Raw genomic sequence first — 16,957 nt, forward strand, 5'->3', positions numbered from 1 at the left:
TCGATGAGCGAGCCGGCGGCAGCCGGTCGGCCCGGTCCGGGCCGAGTTGATCGCGGGTGGCTGCATCTCCCTTTCGCCCCTCTCCTGAGTCGTTTCCGTAAGCTCCTTTCCAGGTAGGGCCAAAGGCGGCTGATGCCGCCCCCGGCCAATCCTTGCCCGCGAGACCGGTCTTCGGTCCCGTGGCCGGAAAGGAGCATCCTGGAATGAGCTTTTCTCCCTGTCCGCCGGACGGCAGCCCGCCGCCGGTTGGCTCGGTCCTGGTGGTGGGCGGCGGGGTCGCCGGCGTCCAGACCGCCCTGGACTGCAGTGCCCTGGGCCTCAAGGTCTATCTGGTGGAAAAGAGCGCCGCCATCGGCGGCGTCATGGCCCGCCTGGACAAGACCTTTCCCACCAACGACTGCTCCCTGTGCATCCTGGCCCCCAAGCTGGTGGAGGCGGGCCGGGACCCCAGCATCACCCTTCTCACCAACAGCGAGCTGATCGCCCTGGACGGCAAACCGGGCCGGTTTTTCGCCCGGATCCGCAAGCGGCCCCGCTTCATCGACCAGGAGGCCTGCACCGGCTGCGGCCAATGCACCATCTACTGCGTCAAGGAGATCGGTGACGCCTACAACGAAGGCCTCAAGCGCACCCGGGCCGCCCATATCGACTATGCCCAGGCCGTGCCCACCACCTACCACATCGATGCCCAGGCCTGCCTCCGGCTCAACTTCGACACCTGCGGCCTGTGCGCGGTGGTCTGCCAGAAGAAGGCCATCCGTTTCGACGATACCGAGGAGCGGATCGAGCTGGCCGTGGGGGCGGTGGTCCTGGCGCCCGGATTCGGCCGCGTGGGGAAGGAGGTATTTGCGCCCTATGGCTGGGGGCGGTTCCCGGACGTGCTCACCGCCTTCGAGCATGAGCGCCTCATGTGCGCCTCTGGTCCCACGGGCGGCGAGATCGTGCGGCCTTCCGACGGGCGCCATCCGAAGAAGATCGCCTTTCTCCAGTGCATCGGCTCCCGGGATGTGGCCAGCGGCAACGGCTACTGCTCGTCGGTCTGCTGCATGTACGCGGTGAAGCAGGCGTCGCTGGCCCGGGAGCACGATCCTGAGGCTGAGATCACCCTCTTCTTCCTGGACGTCCGCACCCCCGGCAAGGGCTTTGACGCCGCCCGGGAGCGGGCCAGCACCGAAGGCCATTTCCGGGTCATCTACGGCCGCCCGCCCCGGGTGGAGGATGTCTTTGGCGGCGGCCTGCTCCTCACCTGGGTGGACGAGGCCGGCCGCCATCACGGGGAGCGGTTCGACCTGGTGGTGCTCTCCCAGGGCATGGAGGCGCCGGAGGACGCCGCCGCCCTTGCCCGGGCCGCGGGCATTGATCTCAACCGCTACCAGTTCGCCGCGGTGGACGCCTTCTCCCCTCTGGCAACCTCACGGCCCGGCGTCTACGTGGCCGGCGCCTTCCAGGGGCCCAAGGACATCCCCGACTCCGTCACCCAGGCGGGCGGCGCAGCTGGCCTCTGCTCGGGGATCCTGGCTGCTGCCCGGGGCACTGCCACGGTGCAGGCGGCGTTTCCCGCGGAGCGGGACATCGCTGGCGAGGAGCCCCGCATCGGCGTTTTTGTCTGCCACTGCGGCATCAACATCGGCGGCGTGGTGCAGGTGCCGGCGGTAGCGGCGTACGCGAAGACGCTGCCCAGCGTGGTCTTTGCCACCGGCAATCTCTATTCCTGTTCCCAGGACGCCCAGCGCCAGATCACCGACCTCATCCGGGAGCACCGGCTGAACCGCATCGTGGTGGCCGCCTGCACCCCCCGCACCCACGAGCCCCTTTTCCAGGCCACCCTCCGCGAGGCCGGGCTGAACCGCTCGCTCTTCGAGATGGCCAACATCCGCGACCAGTGCTCCTGGGTGCACATGCACGAGCCGGAGCTGGCCACCGGCAAGGCCAAGGACCTGGTGCGGATGGCGGTGGCCAAGGCCCGGCAGCTGGTGCCGCTACCGGAGCAGCAGCTGCCGGTGACCCGGGCGGCGCTGGTGGTGGGCGGGGGGCTGGCCGGCCTCACCGCTGCCCTGGCGATCGCCGAACAGGGGTTCCCTTGCACACTGGTGGAGCGGGAGCAGGAGCTGGGCGGCCGGGCGCGGCTTCTCACCGCCGACCGCCACGGTGCCGCTCCCCGGGAAAGGATTGCGGCCCTGGTGCGCCAGGTGCAGGCCCATCCCGCCATCACCGTGCTCACCGGCGCCTTGGTCACCGCCCTCTCCGGCCATGTGGGCAGCTTCACCAGCACCATCACCACGGCCGGTGCCAGCACCCTGTTCCGGCACGGGGTGGTGGTGCTCGCCACCGGCGGCGTTCCGTACCAGCCCAGGCAGTACCTCTATGGCGCCAGCGACCGGGTGCTGACCCAGCTGGAGCTGGAGGCCCGGCTCGCCAACGGCACGGGTCTGCCCAACGGTGCCAGACAGGTGGTGATGATCCAGTGCGTGGGCTCCCGGGGCGACGATCTGGCCTATTGCAGCCGGGTCTGCTGCGGCCAGGCCCTGAAGAATGCCCTGCGGCTCAAGGCCGGGGACCCGCAGCTGGGGGTCATCATCCTCTTCCGGGATATGCGGGCCTATGGCTTCCTGGAAGACGATTACCGGCAGGCCAGGCAGCAGGGGGTGCTTTTCATCCGCTACACCCCGGAAGAGCCGCCGCGGGTGGCGGCCGGCACGGAGGAGACGGCGCCGCTTCTGGTCACGGTCTTCGACCGGATCCTCGGTGAAGAGGTGGAGCTTTCGGCCGACGCCCTTGTCCTTTCCACCGGGATCGTCGCGGAAGATCCGCAACCGTTGGCCCGGATGCTGAAGGTGCCGGTAACCGCGGAGGGCTTCTTCCTGGAGGCGCACGTCAAGCTCAGGCCCGTGGACCTGCCGGTGGACGGGGTCTATGTCTGCGGTCTGGCCCACGGGCCGAAGGCCATGGACGAGAGCATCGCCCAGGCCCAGGCGGCGGCCGGCCGCGCCTGCCAGCCGCTGGCTGCCGGCGCCATCACCCCGGAGCCCATCGTCAGCCAGGTCGATCCCGCAGCCTGCATTGGCTGCGGCGCCTGCGAGTCGTTCTGCCCGTACAAGGCCATGGAGATGGTGGGGGAGGGCAAGAAGAAGCGGGCCCGGACGCTCACCGCCTCCTGCAAAGGCTGCGGCGTCTGCGCTGCCCGCTGCCCGACCGTGGCCATCGACATGGGCCGCTTCACCCTTGCCGGCATCCGGGCGCAGATTGCCGCCTTCGGCGCCGGCGCCTAACCGCTCAGGAGACGGAGCGTCATGACTCAGCCCGCCAGTCCCAGGATTCTCGGCTTTCTCTGCAACTGGTGCTGCTACACGGCGGCGGATGCCGCCGGCGTGGGCCGCTACCAGTATCCGCCCAACCTGCGGGTCATCCGGATCATGTGCACCGGCCGGCTCGACCCGTCCTTTCCCCTGGAAGGCCTAGCCAAGGGCGCGGACGGCGTCTTTGTGGGTGGCTGCCATCCCGGGGAGTGCCACTACCAGGACGGCAACTACCATGCCCTGGTCACCGCCGCCCTGGTGCACGAGACGCTCGTGCGATTGGGGGTGAAGGGCGACCGTTTCCTCCTCGACTGGGCTTCGGCCGCAGAAGGCCCGAGCTTTGTCAAGATCATCACCCGGTTCACCGGGCAGGTGACGGCCCTGGGGCCTCTGGGCGAAGCGGAAGGGATCGACGCCGTCGCCCTGCGGGGGAGATTGGCGCTCGCCACCGAGGCGGCCCGGGGCCGCAAGATCCGCACCGGACTGATCCACGCGGCGCGCGACATGATGAGGCGCCGCGATTTTTCACGCTCGACCATCGCTGGCCTGGTGGCGGGACGCTGCCAGAAGGCCCTGGCAGAGCTTCTGCCCTGATGCGGGCGGCGAATTGGCCCACAACCTTTTCAAGAGGAGGAAACGACCATGCTGGAGATCACAGACCAGGCAGCCTCCCGGCTGCAGACATACTTGGGCGAGCGGGGGATCACTTCCCCGGTGCGGGTGACGGTGGTGGGCGGCTGTGGCGGCCCGCGCCTGAGCCTCTTCCTGGATGAGGCCAGGGGCTCCGACCATGCGGTGGAGACCGCGGCCGGGTTGCGGCTGATCATCGATCAGGAGCTGCTGGCCCACTGCGGGGCGGTCACGGTGGACTACCTGGAGGGCGACGGCTGCGGCTGCCGGAGCGGCGGCTTTGCGATCACCGCCGCAAACTCCCTGCCCGGGGCCGAGGAGAAGGGGGCGGCCTGCACGACCGGGGGCTGTCGCTGCTGAGCGAAGGGCGGTCGAATATCGAAGATTGAACAAGGAATGTCCAACCGCAGAAGGGACCGGAAGGACTGATCCGGAAGGTCCACAGCAGCCCCTTCGCTACGGGATCCCCGGCCGCCGTCTCCGGCAGAAGAGACGGCGGCCGGGGGGAGCTACCGGGGTGGGGCTTGCGTCTGGCTAGCCGGCGAGCCTCTTGCCGAGCATGGACATCTCGGGACCGACCACCGGGATCTCCACGCCCTTCAGGAGGACATGCCAGTAAGTCCATTTGAAAAGGAGCTTGCCCATATGGTTGGCCTCGGTGTCGCCCAGAAGGTCGAAGGGTCCCAGCGCGGGCATCGGGAATTTCCCGGGCAGGGGCTCGGTCTTGTAGTTGAAGTCGATGAGGTAGGCCTTGTTGAAGCCGGATTCGATGAAGCAGTTGGAGTGACCGTCGAATCTGGGCAGGGGCGCCATGCCCTCGATCTCCCGGAGCAGGTTCTCGGAGAGGACCTCGGACTCGAAATGGGCCACCGAGCCGGCCTTGGAGGTGGGCACGTTGGTGGTGTCGCCGATGACATAGACGTTGGGATACTTCTTGGCCTTGAGGGTGTGGTGATCGGTGCCCACCCAGCCCAGCTCGTCGGAGACCCCGGAGTCGATGAGGGCCTGGGCGCCCATGTTGGGCGGGATGGTCACCAGAAGATCGAAGCCGATGGTGCGGCCATCCGCTCCCTCGATGGTCCTGGCCCCGTGGTCCACGGCCACGATGTTGAATTCCGGGGTGACCTTGATGCCCTTCTCCTGGGCCGCCGCGGAAAAGGCGCGGGTGGCGATGGGCTTGGTGAACATGCCGCCCAGGGGGGTGACAAACTCGATCTCCACCTTGTCCCGGATGCCCCGCTCCTGGAAATACCAGTCGGCCAAGAACACGAACTCGATCGGTGCCACCGGGCACTTGAAGGGCATCTCGCTGATGTGCATGACGAGCCGGCCGCCGTCGAAGGCCCGCATGGCCTTGGCCAGCCGGGTGGCACCCTCCAGGGTGTAGAAGTCGTGAACGTTCTTGCCCATGCCTTCGGCCATGCCGGCCACCTCTTCCGGTGCCAGCCGGCAGCCGGTGGCGATGATCAGCCAATCGTAGGTGAACCGGTGATTTCTGGTCTGGACCAGATTGGCCTCGGGATCCACCTTGGTGATCTCGTCAATGACGAAGTCGACACCGGCCGGCAGCAGCTCCCGGCGGGTCTTGACCACGTCCGAGGGCTTGTAGATCCCGAAAGGAATGAACAAAAGCCCGGGCTGGTAGATGTGACGGTTGTCCCGGTCGATGATGGTGATGCTCCACTCGTCACGACTCAGGGCGGCGCGGAGCTTGTTGGCCATCATGGTGCCGCCGGTGCCTGCGCCAAGAATGACAATCTTCTTCATCGTTCGTCTCCCCCCCGGGCGTAGATGGATGCCCCGCGGCCGATTGACAGCACGCCCCGGCTGCCTGCCAGCCATCAACAGGACTTCCTGCGACATGCGGCGGCAAGAACTCTGGAGAGGAGTCATAACTGACGGCCTGAATCGATGTCAAATCGGAAATTCCTATTGATAATTCGCCGGATATTGTTGCATCCGATGACAAGGTGCGGCGAACGGCTGCATGTTATGCAGGACCATAGTGTGGTCATGTCGCGATCAGCGGAAAAATCTCCAGCGATGCTGGCGATGCAGCCTCGGAGTTGGCGTCATTGTTGAAACGCGAGGATGGAATGCCCCCGCCGTGTAACCGTTCACCGAGGGCATCGGAGAGACCGGCGGCCATTCCCCCACCCCAGCCCTCCCCCGCTGGGGGCGGGAGCAGAGGACCACCTGCCACACGGAGTCGGCGCGCCTCCTCCCCCCAGCGGGGCCCCCAGCGGGAGGAGGTCGGGAGGGGGGCTGAACGGTTGCCCCGCCGTTAGCCAGCGGCCCGGCACGACGAGGGAGAGGTGATCTGGTATGGCGATTCCGAAGACCTTTGCCGGCCTGCGGCTGGTGTCCTGGGATGCACGGTTCGAGAAGTCCCTCAACGACCTGCAGCGGGCGGGCGGCAATTCGGCCATTGCTGCCCGCAATGCCGAGAGCATCATCCGCCAGCTGCAGACCGCGGGCCGGGACCGTCAGGAGCTGTTGCGCCGATCCACCAAGCACGGCGAATCCCGTCTCAAGGGCTGCCTCAAGTTCAACCTGGGCAACGGCTATCGCCTCATCTCCCTCCTGGCCGGCGGCGAGCTGCGGCTTCTCTTTGCCGGCAGCCATGACGACTGCGATCTGTGGCTGGAGAAGAACCGTGGCCTGGAGCTGACAGGGGGGGACACGCGGATCCAGGTCGTCTTTCCGGAGCTGGCCGTTGCTCCCGTTCGGCCCCGCCTCGGGGAGGAGGAGCCGGCGCGTCCCATCGATGACCAGACCCTGCGGCAGGTGTTCCGCGGTCTGGTCATCGGGCGGTGAGCCATGGATCTGCACCGGCTCGAGGTCTTTTGCAGGGTGGTGGATCTGCGGAGCTTCACCCGGGCCGCCGAGGCGGCGCGCCTGTCCCAGCCCACGGTGAGCGAGCACGTTCGGGTCCTGGAGGAGCTTCTTGGCCAGAAGCTGGTGGACCGGCTGGGCCGGGAGGTCCTGCCCACAGCCGCCGGCCGGACCCTCTACCAGTATGCCCGCCGGATCCTGGACCTCCGGGAGGAGGCCAAAAAGGCCATCAGCCACCAGGGGCTTCTGGCCGGCAAGCTCCTGCTCGGCGCCAGCACCATCCCTGGCACCTACCTCCTGCCGGAATGCGTGGCCAGATTCAAGCGCCAGCATCCGTCCCTGCAGCTGTGCCTGCGCATCGCCAGCTCCCACCTCATTGCCCGCGATGTGCTGGCCGGCGAGCTGGAGGCCGGGGTCATCGGCGACCGCTGGCCAGAGCCCAGCCTGGAGTGGGAAGAGATCTTTCTCGACGAACTGGTCCTGGTGGTCTTCCCCAGCCATCCCTGGGCAGGGCGGGACAGCATCCACGTAGGCGAGCTGGCTGGCCAGCCGTTCATCATCCGGGAGCGGGAATCCGGCACCCGGGCGGTGATGGGCCAGGCCCTTACGGAGCGGGGGCTCGATGTGTCCCGGCTGGCGGTGGCTGCGGAGATCGGCAGCACCGAGGCGGTGCGCCAGTGCGTCAAGGCCGGGATCGGCATCTCCATCCTCTCCCGGCAGGCGGTGGCCGAGGATCTGGCCGCCGGCACCCTTTGTGCCGTGAGCATCGATGGCCAGCCGCTCTTCCGGCCCTTCCACCTGGTCCGGCAGCGGAACCGCGAGCTCTCTTCCGCCTGCGCACTGTTCCTGGAGGCAGTGCGCAGCGAAAACCAGCTCCTCTTTCACCGGGCCGTTTAGGCGCTCGGGCAGGAAGGCTTCAGGAGGGCACGGATCGCACCCAGGACAGCCACGGCCTCCTCGTGATCGTCCGTGGTGTACAGGTCGAAGGGTGGTCTGTCCGGGCTGGCGAGGGAGACGGTGAACAGCGGCATGGCATAGCCGTCCATCTGCCGGCTGGTCCGGATTCCGGCCGTCGTCCCGGCCGGCAGGGAGGACAACCGGGACCAGGAGAGGACAAACAGCCGCCAGGTGGTTCGGATGAAGCTGCCGGTGGCATCGATTTCCGTGGTTCGGGTCCGGGTCATCCAGGCAGCGGCGACCAGCAGGATGGCGGTGAAACATGCAACAGCCGCGGTGCGCTGGGAGGGATCCAGGACCAGGCTGCCGATCACGAGGGCAGTGGCGGCGACAACGCCGGCGAGCGGCCTCGCATACGGAAGGCCCGGGTCCGAGCGAATCTGCAAGCAGGTGCCAGGGGTCCGGGCCACGGGCGAGCACGGCATGCGCCTGGTCGCCCCCCCCCACGATGGCCGAATGGCAAACGCATGGCCCATGGTGAAGCCCCCTTGGGGCACCGTCCAATAGGTATTTCTGATGGCTGCGCAAAGGGCTATCGGAAGCGACGATGGCTGTTCCTTCGCGTGATCGATCCCAGAAACCTGACCAGCCCCACCAGGGAGCTGGTCCCGCCAGGGGTGCAGCTCATCACCGACGAGGTGACCAGGGTCGATCCTGAAGAAAAGCGCCCGTCCGTGTCGTGCATCGTCCGTGTCGATGACTACCCGCCGTGATATCGAAACTACCTGTTGGCAATGTCGTCCATCCTGTCCTAAGAATGGGCCCGTCAAGACGTGCCAGCGGCGTTTTTCTCGGACCGGGAGGCGGCAATCACCAGCATGTGCACGGTACTTGCCGAACGTGAGGTCATCTCGATGCGGCGGCAACGCCTGCCTGGCGTGCGAATCGAAACCGCGGAACACCCGGATCCTATGGGGGCGCTTGGGGCAGCACTGTGGGCAGAGCGCGGTTGATGGGAGGGCTGAGGGGCATTTTTTTGTACCTTTCATGCGAGGACAGAGCCATGGAAGAAGAAACGCAACACGTGCCGCGGCGGGCTTTTCTAAGGGTCGCCCTGGCCACGACCGTGAGCGTGGCGCTCACCGCCCAAAGGACACCGGCCGCCGCGTTCAACCGGAACCACTTGCAGGTCTGGTCCTGCGGCGGGCTGGCCGAGGCCTTCATGCCGCTCAATGCCCAGTATGAAAAGCAGACCGGAGTGAGGATCGACTACACGGGTGCCTTCGCCGCCGCCCTGGGCAAATCGCTGCTGGGCAGCGCGGTGACGGAAGTTTTCGGCGGCCGGGTGCTCGACCTGGCCAAAAAACTTCGGACCGCTGGCAAGATGCTCTATTTCAAGCCGCTCTGTTTCACCAGCTACGTGCTGGTCACGCCCAAGGGCAATCCCGCCGGTATTCACGAGGTGAAGGACCTGGCCCGGCCAGGTGTCCGCGTGGTGCTGGCGCCCGACGCCTCTCCCCCCGGCGGCCCGGCCGTCCAGACGCTGCTGAAGAAGGCGGGCGTTCTCGATGCGGCCATGAAGAGCGCCGTAACGCTGGGAAGCTGCGTGCAGCGCACCATGGACGATATCATCGGCGGCAAGGGCGATGTCTCGGTGGTGGAGCTGCGCGTCACGCGCATGCCGGCCTTCGTTGGGAAGATGGAGGTTCTGCCGATTCCGGATGAGTACTTCCCGCCTCCGCCGCTGACCTTCACCATCGGCGTCATGAAGGACGCGAAAGATCGCGCCCTGGCCGACCATTATGTCGACTTCGTCACCTCGGCCGAGGGGCAGGCCTTTTTCGAGCGGAGCGGATTCATTCCCGCCGCTTCGAAGCAGGGGCGCGAATTGATCGCCAAGCTGGGGGTGCACGATGCCTGATGCCGCCGTAACCACCGCGACACCTGCTTCCGCTTCCACTGCGCGCGGCGCCCTTTGGCGGCGTCTCAGCCAATTGGCCATGACCGCCGTGCTCGGGCAGTGGTCGTTCTACGGAATCTTCCGCTGTCCTTTTCTGGTGCCGTACCTCAGTTGCCAAAACTGCCCGGTGATCACCTGCCACGGCCGGCTGCTGACCATGTTCTGGGGCTTCTGGCTACTGCTGCCCCTTTCGGCGATTCTCTCTGGCCGCGCCTTTTGCGGCTGGGCCTGTCCGGGCGGTCTGGTCAGCCAGATGTTGGGCAAGCTCGCGCCGCTCAGGCTGCCGAGGCGAAATCTCATTTTGCGCATTGCGCCGTATGCCAAATACCTCGGCCTGGCAACGGCCCTCTATTTCTTCTTCGCCCTGGGGCAGCCCCGGGCCGACATTCCCATCCGCGTGGGCGAGTTCTTCCGGTCCGTGACCCTGACCTTCGAGCATGCGCAAACGCTCTGGTTGGTCCGCACCCTTTTCGTGCTCGGGTTTCTGGTCCTGGGTCTGGTGGTGGCCAACGCCTGGTGCCGCTTTGCCTGTCCAACGGGCAGCCTGCTCGAAACCCTCCGGCCCGCAGCGCTGTTTGGGTTCCATAAAACCGCCGCGTGCAACGGCTGCAATCGGTGCCTGCAGGTGTGCGCCATGGGCACCCGTCCGGCTGAGGCCGACTGCACGGATTGCGGCGATTGTGCGGACGAATGCCCAACCGGTGCGATCCGCTTCGGCCGCCGGAAGGGGGCGTAGATGAAGGCCCGCTGTTCGTCGGACGGGCCGTCGCTGCCGCATCCCTGTTTCGACCCGGCTGCCAAGGGCCGCTTCGGGCGCATCCACATGCCGGTGGCGCCGACTTGCAACATCCAGTGCGCCTACTGCCGCCGGAGCTGCGATTGCGTGCACGAGAGCCGGCCGGGCGTAACCAGCCGGGTGATGGACCCCGAAGGCGCGGCGGCCTGGGTGGACGAGACCGTGCGCCGCATGCCCTTTATCACGGTCGCCGGCATCGCGGGCCCCGGGGATGCCTTTGCCGAGCCCACCAAAACCCTCGCCACCCTGGAGCGGGTTCGGCGCGCCCATCCCCGGCTGAACCTGTGCCTCTCCACCAACGGCCTTGGGATCGGCGACCACATCGACGACCTGGCGGATCTGCGGGTGGGCTTTGTGACCGTCACCATCAACGCCGTGGACCCCGCCATCGGCGCGCGGATTTACTCACGCGTGCGATTCAATGGCGACGGTTTGAGGGGATTGCCGGCGGCCGCCCTGCTGCTCGATCGCCAGTTGTCGGCTGTCGCCAAGCTCAAAAAGCGCGGGGTGAGGGTAAAAATCAACACCGTGGTCATCCCCGGCATCAACGACGGGCATGTGATCGAAATCGCCCAGACACTCTCCCGTCTCAAGGCCGATCTCCACAACCTGATCGGGGTGATCCCGGTCAAAGGAACACCATTCGAACATCTCACTGCCCCATCCGAAGCGTTGCTGAGTGGCCTGCGCTGCGGGGCGGAAGCCTTTATCCCTCAGATGCGCCACTGCGTGCGCTGCCGGGCCGACGCCGTGGGTTTGCTCCACGATGAGCGTACCTGCCGCTCTCCTGTGGCAGATCCTGCCGGGATGCGGATGCCGTTGCATTGCTGCGCTGCATATGGATCGGCTTAACATCTTTTTCGCCCCTTGGGCAGTCCCGCAGGCCCTTGCGAAGCGGGGACTCGATGTGTCCCGGCTGGCGGTGGCTGCGGAGATCGGCAGCACCGAGACGGTGCGCCTCGCGGTATTGTTGCTCGAGCACGGTGGCGAGTTCTGTTAAAGGCAAGCGGGACGTTCGTGCACAGAGCGCTTGGCATTTCCCGCCAGGACATGATGCCGTCCTGCCATGCCTCTCCAACGCCGCCTGGACGCCCCGGGTATCCTGCACCACGTGATCGCCAGGGGGATCGAAGTCGTCCGCTGTTCCTGGATCAGTCCGCGTACCAGGACATCCAACGCCGGCTGGAAGGGGCCACCGAACGCTGGACCGTCCTCGCCTGGGCTCTGCTGACCAACCAGGTCCACATCCTGGTGCGGACCGGCCCCGTGCCCCTGGCCGCGGTGAGCGGAGCCTGATGACCGGCTATGCGTTGGCCTTCAATCGGTGCCACCGCCGCGCTGCAACCCCGCAGGTTTTGCCAGTGAGAAAGCCGGCGGCCTTGGTCGGCTGAACAGGCCGCAGGTTCTTCTTTCTGCCTTTCCGTCCTTCCCCTTTCTGGTTTTTCTTCTCCCCGTTCCTCCTGAATTCTGGGTCGTCTTCTTCCCGTGGGCGGCTGGTGCCGGCGGTATGGTGGTCCGGAGGGCCTCCAGAACGCGCACCTTTCGCTGTGTTGCCATAAGACCTGTAGCTAACCCGCGGAGCAAGAACCGGGGCTATTGCGGCACCAAGGCGTGCCAGCGGGCGCGCAAGCAGGAGTGGCACCGCGCCAAGCGCCAGGAAGGAACAGGAGATGGACAGCACGTTGGGCAGTCATGGTTCTTCAGATGCAGCCCGCCACCGTCTGGCCCAGGGGCTGCCAGGCCTGCCCAGGCCCGTTCGCGTCCCGTTTGGCGATCTCCAGCCTCCTCTTCATCAGGCGGCTCTCGGAATGGCGACCGCCACGATCGGACATCGCTCGGGTCGATGGCTGCCTTCCGGAGGATCAGAACTATCTATTGGTAATATGGCCTTTCTTGTCCTAAGAATGGTGCCGGCCAAGCCGGGACCCCGGCCGGTCGCGCCCAGCCGGGCTGCGGGCCACTGGCATGCGGCCGGTCCGTCGCCACCCCGGCACTGCCCACCGCAGACGGCCAGGCTCCTTGGCTGAGGCCAATGCCGCCCCGGGGGGCACATGATCGCCAGGCTTGGCCAGTCACGAGCACAGGGCAGCGCCGCCCGTTGCCGAGCGTCCCCCGGCGCGGCGCGGTGTTTCAACCCCGAACCCGACCCCGGATACAAGGAGAGGCACCATGGACCAGACGAGCTTTGAGGTGAAGGCCTATCCCGATATGTGGAAGGGGCTCGGGATGGATGTGGCCCGCTTCGACAAGGCCCGGCAGATGCTGGGGGAGGCCTATCGAAAAACCTTCCTGGCTCAGCCTGACCGGCCGCAGGAGATGGCCTATTTCGACAACCTGATCGCCGAGATCCACGGCGGCCGGGTGGCGGAGCTGCTGGCCGCCAAGAAGGAGGGGCGGCCGGTGGTGGGCACCTTCTGCGTCTATGTGCCGGAGGAGATCATTCTGGCGGCGGGCGGCGTCTGCGTAGGGCTGTGCGGCGGCTCCCAGGGGTCGATCCCGGATGCGGAGAAGGTGCTGCCCAGAAACATCTGCCCCCTGGTCAAGTCCGCCTTCGGCTTCAAGGCCGGCCGCATCTGCCCGTACTTCCAGGTGGTGGACTTCGTCTGCGGCGAGACCACCTGCGATGCCAAGAAGAAGACCTGGGAGCTGCTGGATCGCCTGGTGCCCACCCATGTCATGGAGATCCCGCAGATGAAGAGGGTGCGGGACCGGGCCCTGTGGCTGGAGGAGGTGCGGGATTTCAAGGCCAAGCTGGAGGAGGTCTCCGGCAGGCCGGTGACCCGGGAAGGGCTGGCCGGTGCCATCCGGATCATGAACAGCAAGCGCCAGGCCCTCCAGCGCCTCACCCGGCTGCGGGCCGCGACCCCGGCCCCCATCTCCGGCAAGGATGCGCTGCTCATCGAGCAGATCGCCTTCTACGACGAGCCCCAGCGCTTTGCCGCCCGGCTGGATGTGCTCTGCGACGAGCTGGAGACCCGGGTGGCCCAGGGCGTCGGGGCGAAGGCCGCCTCGGCGCCGCGGGTCCTGCTCGCCGGCGCGCCCATGGCCCTTCCCAACTGGAAGGCGCACCATCTGCTGGAGACCGCCGGCGCGGTGGTGGTGGGCGAGGAGTCCTGTGTCGGCACCCGGTACTTCAAGGACCTGGTGGAGGAGTCGGCAGCCGACCTGGAGGCGCAGCTCGCCGCCCTCACCGATCGCGCCATGCGGATCGACTGCGCCTGCTTCACGCCCAACCTGGAGCGCCTCGACCAGATCCTCAAGGAATACCGCCAGGCCAACGCCCAGGGCATCCTCCATTACTCGCTCCAGTTCTGCCACACCTACAACATCGAGGAGGTGAAGGTGCGGGAGATGTGCCAGCAAGAGGGCATCCCGTACCTCGCTGTGGAGTCGGATTACTCGCCCGAGGATGTGGGAGCGCTCCAGACCCGCATCGAGGCCTTCCTGGAGCAGATCCGGGGGGAGTGATGCTGGCCGGCGTCGATCTGGGCTCCCGGGCGGTCAAGGTGGCGGTGCTGGAGGACGGCGTGCTGGTCGCTCACCACATCGTCGAAAGCGGCTTCGACCCGACCGGCCAGGCGGCGGCGCTATTGGCGGCGTACCGGCCGGAGCGGGTGGTGGCCACCGGCTACGGCCGGCATCTGGCCCAGCGCCAGTTCGCCCAAGCCATGATCACGATCTCCATGAAGAGCCGGGGCGCGGCAGCAGCGGATATCGCCCGGGCCGTCCACCTGGCAGTGGCTGGCCGCATCATGGCCATGGTCAACCGGCTGGGCTGCGGCCAGCATGTCGTCTTCTCCGGGGGAGTGGCCAGGAACCCCTGCATGCTGGCCTTGCTGCAAGAGCGCCTCCCAGCAGCCCGGCTGGAGGTGGCACCGGTCCCGGACCTCCTGGGCGCCCTGGGGGCGGCCCTCCATGGCGAGCGGCTGTGGGCGGGATGAGCGCGGATCTCATCCGGTCCCCCTGGCCCGGCCGGCTGCTGCGCTGGGGGCTGGCAGCTGTCTTCGGCTATGCAGGGGTCCGGAAGCTCATGGATCCGGAGGCCTTTGCCGCCGTCATCGATGCCTTCGGCCTGGTGCCGGGGGGCTTTGTCAAGCCGCTGGCCGTGGGCCTGCCCTTCGGCGAGGTGGCGGCCGCGGCGGGGCTGGTCTTCGAGCGCCGGGGGGCGCTGGCGGCCACCGCCGGCCTGCTGGTCCTGTTCATCGCCATCCTGGTCTATGCCCTGTGGCTGGGCCTGGATGTGGACTGCGGCTGCTTCGGCCCCAGCGATCCCGAGTACCGGGCCTTCCACAGCCTGTGGCCGGCCCTGTACCGGGATCTCGTCATGCTGGCCGCCGTCCTGCTCCTGTTGGTCCGCGACCTGGCTGTGGGGCGGGTCGCCTCGTCCATCAACGCCGTACCACAAGAAGGAGGGGCATCATGAAGCGCATGCAGCAAGGAATCCGCACCGTACTGGCCCTGGCTCTCTCCCTGTCCCTGGCCGCCACCGGCGCCTGGGCCTTCGGGGAGGACAAGTTCGAGCGGGAGGTCGAAAAGGAGAAGGAGGCGGTGAAGGTGGCCAAGGAGATGGCCAAGGGCGGCTACCAGCTGGTCACCACCGAGGAGCTCAAGGCCTGGATCGACAGCGGCAAGGTGATGCTCGTGGTCGACACCATGCCCTTCGCGGATTCGTACCAGAAGGAGCATATCCCGGGCGCCCAGCAGTTCCTTTTCCCCATCCCGGAGATGGCGTCCTGGGACGCCAAGGAGACCGATGGCAAGAGCGAGGCGGACTTCGCGGCCCTCCTGGGTCCGGACAAGGAGCGGCCGATCGTCTTCTACTGCGGCTTCGTCAAGTGTGGTCGCAGCCACAACGGCGCCCTGTGGGCGAAGAAGCTTGGCTACACCAATGTCTACCGCCAGCCCGGCGGCATCTTCGCCTGGAAGGGCGCCGGCTACCCCACCCAGGCCGCGGAGTAGTCCGCCCCGCCCGATCAAGGCAGGAGGCCGGCCCCCATGCCCCTGTGGAGGAAGAAGGACGAGCTGGGCGTGACGCCGCTCTATATGCACCTGTGCGAGCGGTGCAACGAGCGGCTGGACGATGCCCTGCTGGCCGGCGGCTGGGTCCTGGTCCGGGACGGGGAGCCGGTCTCCTGCAACGCCTGCCGCCGCCGCTGCGGCCTGACCAGCCAGGGCCTGTGGGGCGAGGCCGATGCGGTGCGCTTTGCGGTCTGCGCGGTCTGCCCGGACCAGGCCCCCCTGTCCCCTCAAGGGGCGCTACTTCTGCTGACGTTGCGGTGAGGAGAGGGGAAGGTCAGATCGAGCCTGCTGGCCACGGCACTGCCGTCCAGGATCCGCACCGACCGTTGCTGCCTCGTGCATGCAACCATCGAGTGGTCAATACCCCATCCCCAGGACCCAGAGGGGGACTTGGCCGGGTGCGCCGGTTTCGATGTCGTCGGCGACGACATAGCTTTCGGTTTGCCGGCCAAGTTGCCGCGGCGTCTTGCCCGGGCCGCCGATTTCACAGACAAACCGATCATCGATGACAAAATCGCCCTGGTCATGGTAGTGGACCTGATGGCAATGGGCGAGTTGGGAGACGAAGAAGCTTTCCCGAATCGCGCCGATATTGGGGTTGGAGCACAAGACGAAAAAGAGATTCGGATTGTTCAGCAGCAGCTTGTCCGGCCGGTTGAGGGCTCGCATGCCGGAGCCGGCCCGCACCAGGTGAAGCAAGGCACCGGCATGCATCCGTTCGAGATACTTGGACAAGGTGGGCCAGGACGCCCCCACAGCGGCACTGAGCTTCGATTTGTTGAGCTCCACCGGCGGGGTGGAGCAAAGCATGTACAGGATCTTCTTCAGTTTATCGACCTTGACCGGTTCAATGTTGTAAAGACCACTCAGGTCGGAATCAATGGTGATGTTGACCACCTCCAGCAGCTTCTGGGGGTAGCCGGGGATCGATTCCCGGAAGAAGGGATAAGCCCCGTACCGGAGATACTTGCGCAGATATTCGATGGGCCGTATCCGGGCGCCGACCTCGGCGGCAATGGCTTGATGCCGGGAAAGGATCTCCTCCAAAGGATACCTGGCAAAGGTGAGCCCCGTTTCGATCTCCATGAACTCGCGCAACGACAAAACCGGCAGTTCGTGAACGATCGCCCGGCGGGAAAGGTCGGCCAGCTCATGGTCGATGCGGAGCGCGGAGGAGCCGGAAAAGATCACCTGCAGGTCAAAGGTGTCGCGGATGGCCTTGAGCATCCTGCCAAACCCTTTGACCTTATGGATCTCATCGAGGAGCAGGAGCTTGCCGCCTTCCTGGTAAAAGGTCTGGGCCAGGCCGTAAAGGTCGACATCCACCATGGCCGGATGATCGCAGGCGGCATAGAGGACCTTTTCCAGGGGCAGACCGCTGGCAAGGGCGTATTGCAGAATCAGGGTCGTTTTTCCACCGCCGCGCGCTCCCTTGACGCAGATCATCGGCTCATGGAAATCGATGATCCGGTGCAGAAAACGGCGGTACTGCGGCTGCGGCCGTGAGAGGACAAAGGCCGACGC

The 16,957-nt window shown here is 66.6% G+C and carries 17 protein-coding genes; 14 read left to right on the forward strand and 3 right to left on the reverse strand.

Annotation, left to right across the window (positions count from 1 at the left end; genetic code table 11):
• Positions 1-203 precede the first annotated feature (203 nt).
• Genes AB1634_14320 through AB1634_14330 form a run of 3 tightly spaced genes read left to right on the forward strand, consistent with a single transcriptional unit; the run spans position 204 to position 4,286 of the window.
• Positions 204-3,269 carry an FAD-dependent oxidoreductase gene (locus AB1634_14320; protein ID MEW6220688.1) on the forward strand — a complete coding sequence of 1,022 codons (3,066 nt, stop codon included), beginning with the start codon at positions 204-206 and terminating at the stop codon, positions 3,267-3,269.
• A 21-nt stretch (positions 3,270-3,290) separates the two neighbouring features.
• Positions 3,291-3,890: a hydrogenase iron-sulfur subunit gene (locus AB1634_14325; protein ID MEW6220689.1), complete on the forward strand. Its 600-nt coding sequence runs from the start codon at positions 3,291-3,293 to the stop codon at positions 3,888-3,890.
• A gap of 48 nt (positions 3,891-3,938) precedes the next feature.
• Complete coding sequence (locus AB1634_14330) at positions 3,939-4,286, forward strand: IscA/HesB family protein (GenBank protein ID MEW6220690.1); 348 nt, start codon at positions 3,939-3,941, stop codon at positions 4,284-4,286.
• Positions 4,287-4,460: 174 nt separating this feature from the next.
• Here the strand turns inward: AB1634_14330 and AB1634_14335 are convergent, their stop codons facing one another.
• Positions 4,461-5,693, reverse strand: a complete 1,233-nt coding sequence (locus AB1634_14335) for an FAD/NAD(P)-binding oxidoreductase (GenBank protein MEW6220691.1) — start codon at positions 5,691-5,693, stop codon at positions 4,461-4,463.
• A gap of 558 nt (positions 5,694-6,251) precedes the next feature.
• On the opposite strand from AB1634_14335, the gene AB1634_14340 reads away from it, so the two are divergent.
• Positions 6,252-6,743 carry a hypothetical protein gene (locus tag AB1634_14340; GenBank protein MEW6220692.1) on the forward strand — a complete coding sequence of 164 codons (492 nt, stop codon included), beginning with the start codon at positions 6,252-6,254 and terminating at the stop codon, positions 6,741-6,743.
• Positions 6,744-6,746: 3 nt separating this feature from the next.
• Complete coding sequence (locus tag AB1634_14345) at positions 6,747-7,658, forward strand: selenium metabolism-associated LysR family transcriptional regulator (GenBank protein MEW6220693.1); 912 nt, start codon at positions 6,747-6,749, stop codon at positions 7,656-7,658.
• Here the strand turns inward: AB1634_14345 and AB1634_14350 are convergent.
• Complete coding sequence (locus tag AB1634_14350; GenBank protein MEW6220694.1) at positions 7,655-8,143, reverse strand: hypothetical protein; 489 nt, start codon at positions 8,141-8,143, stop codon at positions 7,655-7,657. The genes AB1634_14345 and AB1634_14350 overlap by 4 nt on opposite strands.
• Positions 8,144-8,281: 138 nt before the next feature.
• Between AB1634_14350 and AB1634_14355 the strand changes: the two genes are divergently transcribed.
• The 9 genes from AB1634_14355 (at position 8,282) to AB1634_14395 (ending at position 15,694) form a co-directional block, all read left to right on the forward strand.
• Positions 8,282-8,431, forward strand: a complete 150-nt coding sequence (locus AB1634_14355; protein ID MEW6220695.1) for a hypothetical protein — start codon at positions 8,282-8,284, stop codon at positions 8,429-8,431.
• A 290-nt stretch (positions 8,432-8,721) separates the two neighbouring features.
• Positions 8,722-9,579 carry a substrate-binding domain-containing protein gene (locus tag AB1634_14360; GenBank protein MEW6220696.1) on the forward strand — a complete coding sequence of 286 codons (858 nt, stop codon included), beginning with the start codon at positions 8,722-8,724 and terminating at the stop codon, positions 9,577-9,579.
• Entirely contained in the window at positions 9,572-10,354 is a 783-nt protein-coding gene (locus AB1634_14365; GenBank protein ID MEW6220697.1) for a 4Fe-4S binding protein, read from the forward strand. Before AB1634_14360 ends, AB1634_14365 begins: the two co-directional genes overlap by 8 nt.
• Positions 10,355-11,266: a radical SAM protein gene (locus tag AB1634_14370; protein MEW6220698.1), complete on the forward strand. Its 912-nt coding sequence runs from the start codon at positions 10,355-10,357 to the stop codon at positions 11,264-11,266.
• A 1,317-nt stretch (positions 11,267-12,583) separates the two neighbouring features.
• The gene (locus tag AB1634_14375) at positions 12,584-13,882 is read left to right on the forward strand and encodes a double-cubane-cluster-containing anaerobic reductase (GenBank protein MEW6220699.1); all 1,299 of its coding nucleotides are present in this window, start codon (positions 12,584-12,586) and stop codon (positions 13,880-13,882) included.
• Positions 13,882-14,355 (forward strand): BadF/BadG/BcrA/BcrD ATPase family protein, encoded by a 474-nt coding sequence (locus AB1634_14380; protein ID MEW6220700.1) that lies wholly within the window; start codon positions 13,882-13,884, stop codon positions 14,353-14,355. Before AB1634_14375 ends, AB1634_14380 begins: the two co-directional genes overlap by 1 nt.
• Positions 14,352-14,837: a MauE/DoxX family redox-associated membrane protein gene (locus tag AB1634_14385; GenBank protein ID MEW6220701.1), complete on the forward strand. Its 486-nt coding sequence runs from the start codon at positions 14,352-14,354 to the stop codon at positions 14,835-14,837. The genes AB1634_14380 and AB1634_14385 overlap by 4 nt, the downstream gene beginning before the upstream one ends.
• Positions 14,834-15,373: a rhodanese-like domain-containing protein gene (locus AB1634_14390; GenBank protein MEW6220702.1), complete on the forward strand. Its 540-nt coding sequence runs from the start codon at positions 14,834-14,836 to the stop codon at positions 15,371-15,373. Before AB1634_14385 ends, AB1634_14390 begins: the two co-directional genes overlap by 4 nt.
• Positions 15,374-15,409: 36 nt before the next feature.
• Positions 15,410-15,694, forward strand: coding sequence for a hypothetical protein (locus tag AB1634_14395; GenBank protein ID MEW6220703.1), 285 nt, complete (start codon positions 15,410-15,412; stop codon positions 15,692-15,694).
• A 96-nt stretch (positions 15,695-15,790) separates the two neighbouring features.
• Here AB1634_14395 and AB1634_14400 read toward each other — a convergent pair.
• A partial coding sequence (locus AB1634_14400; protein MEW6220704.1) for an AAA family ATPase occupies positions 15,791-16,957 on the reverse strand: 1,167 nt, incomplete at its 5' end.

The sequence above is a fragment of the Thermodesulfobacteriota bacterium genome (assembly GCA_040755095.1).
Classification (GTDB): Bacteria; Desulfobacterota; Desulfobulbia; order Desulfobulbales; family JBFMBH01; genus JBFMBH01.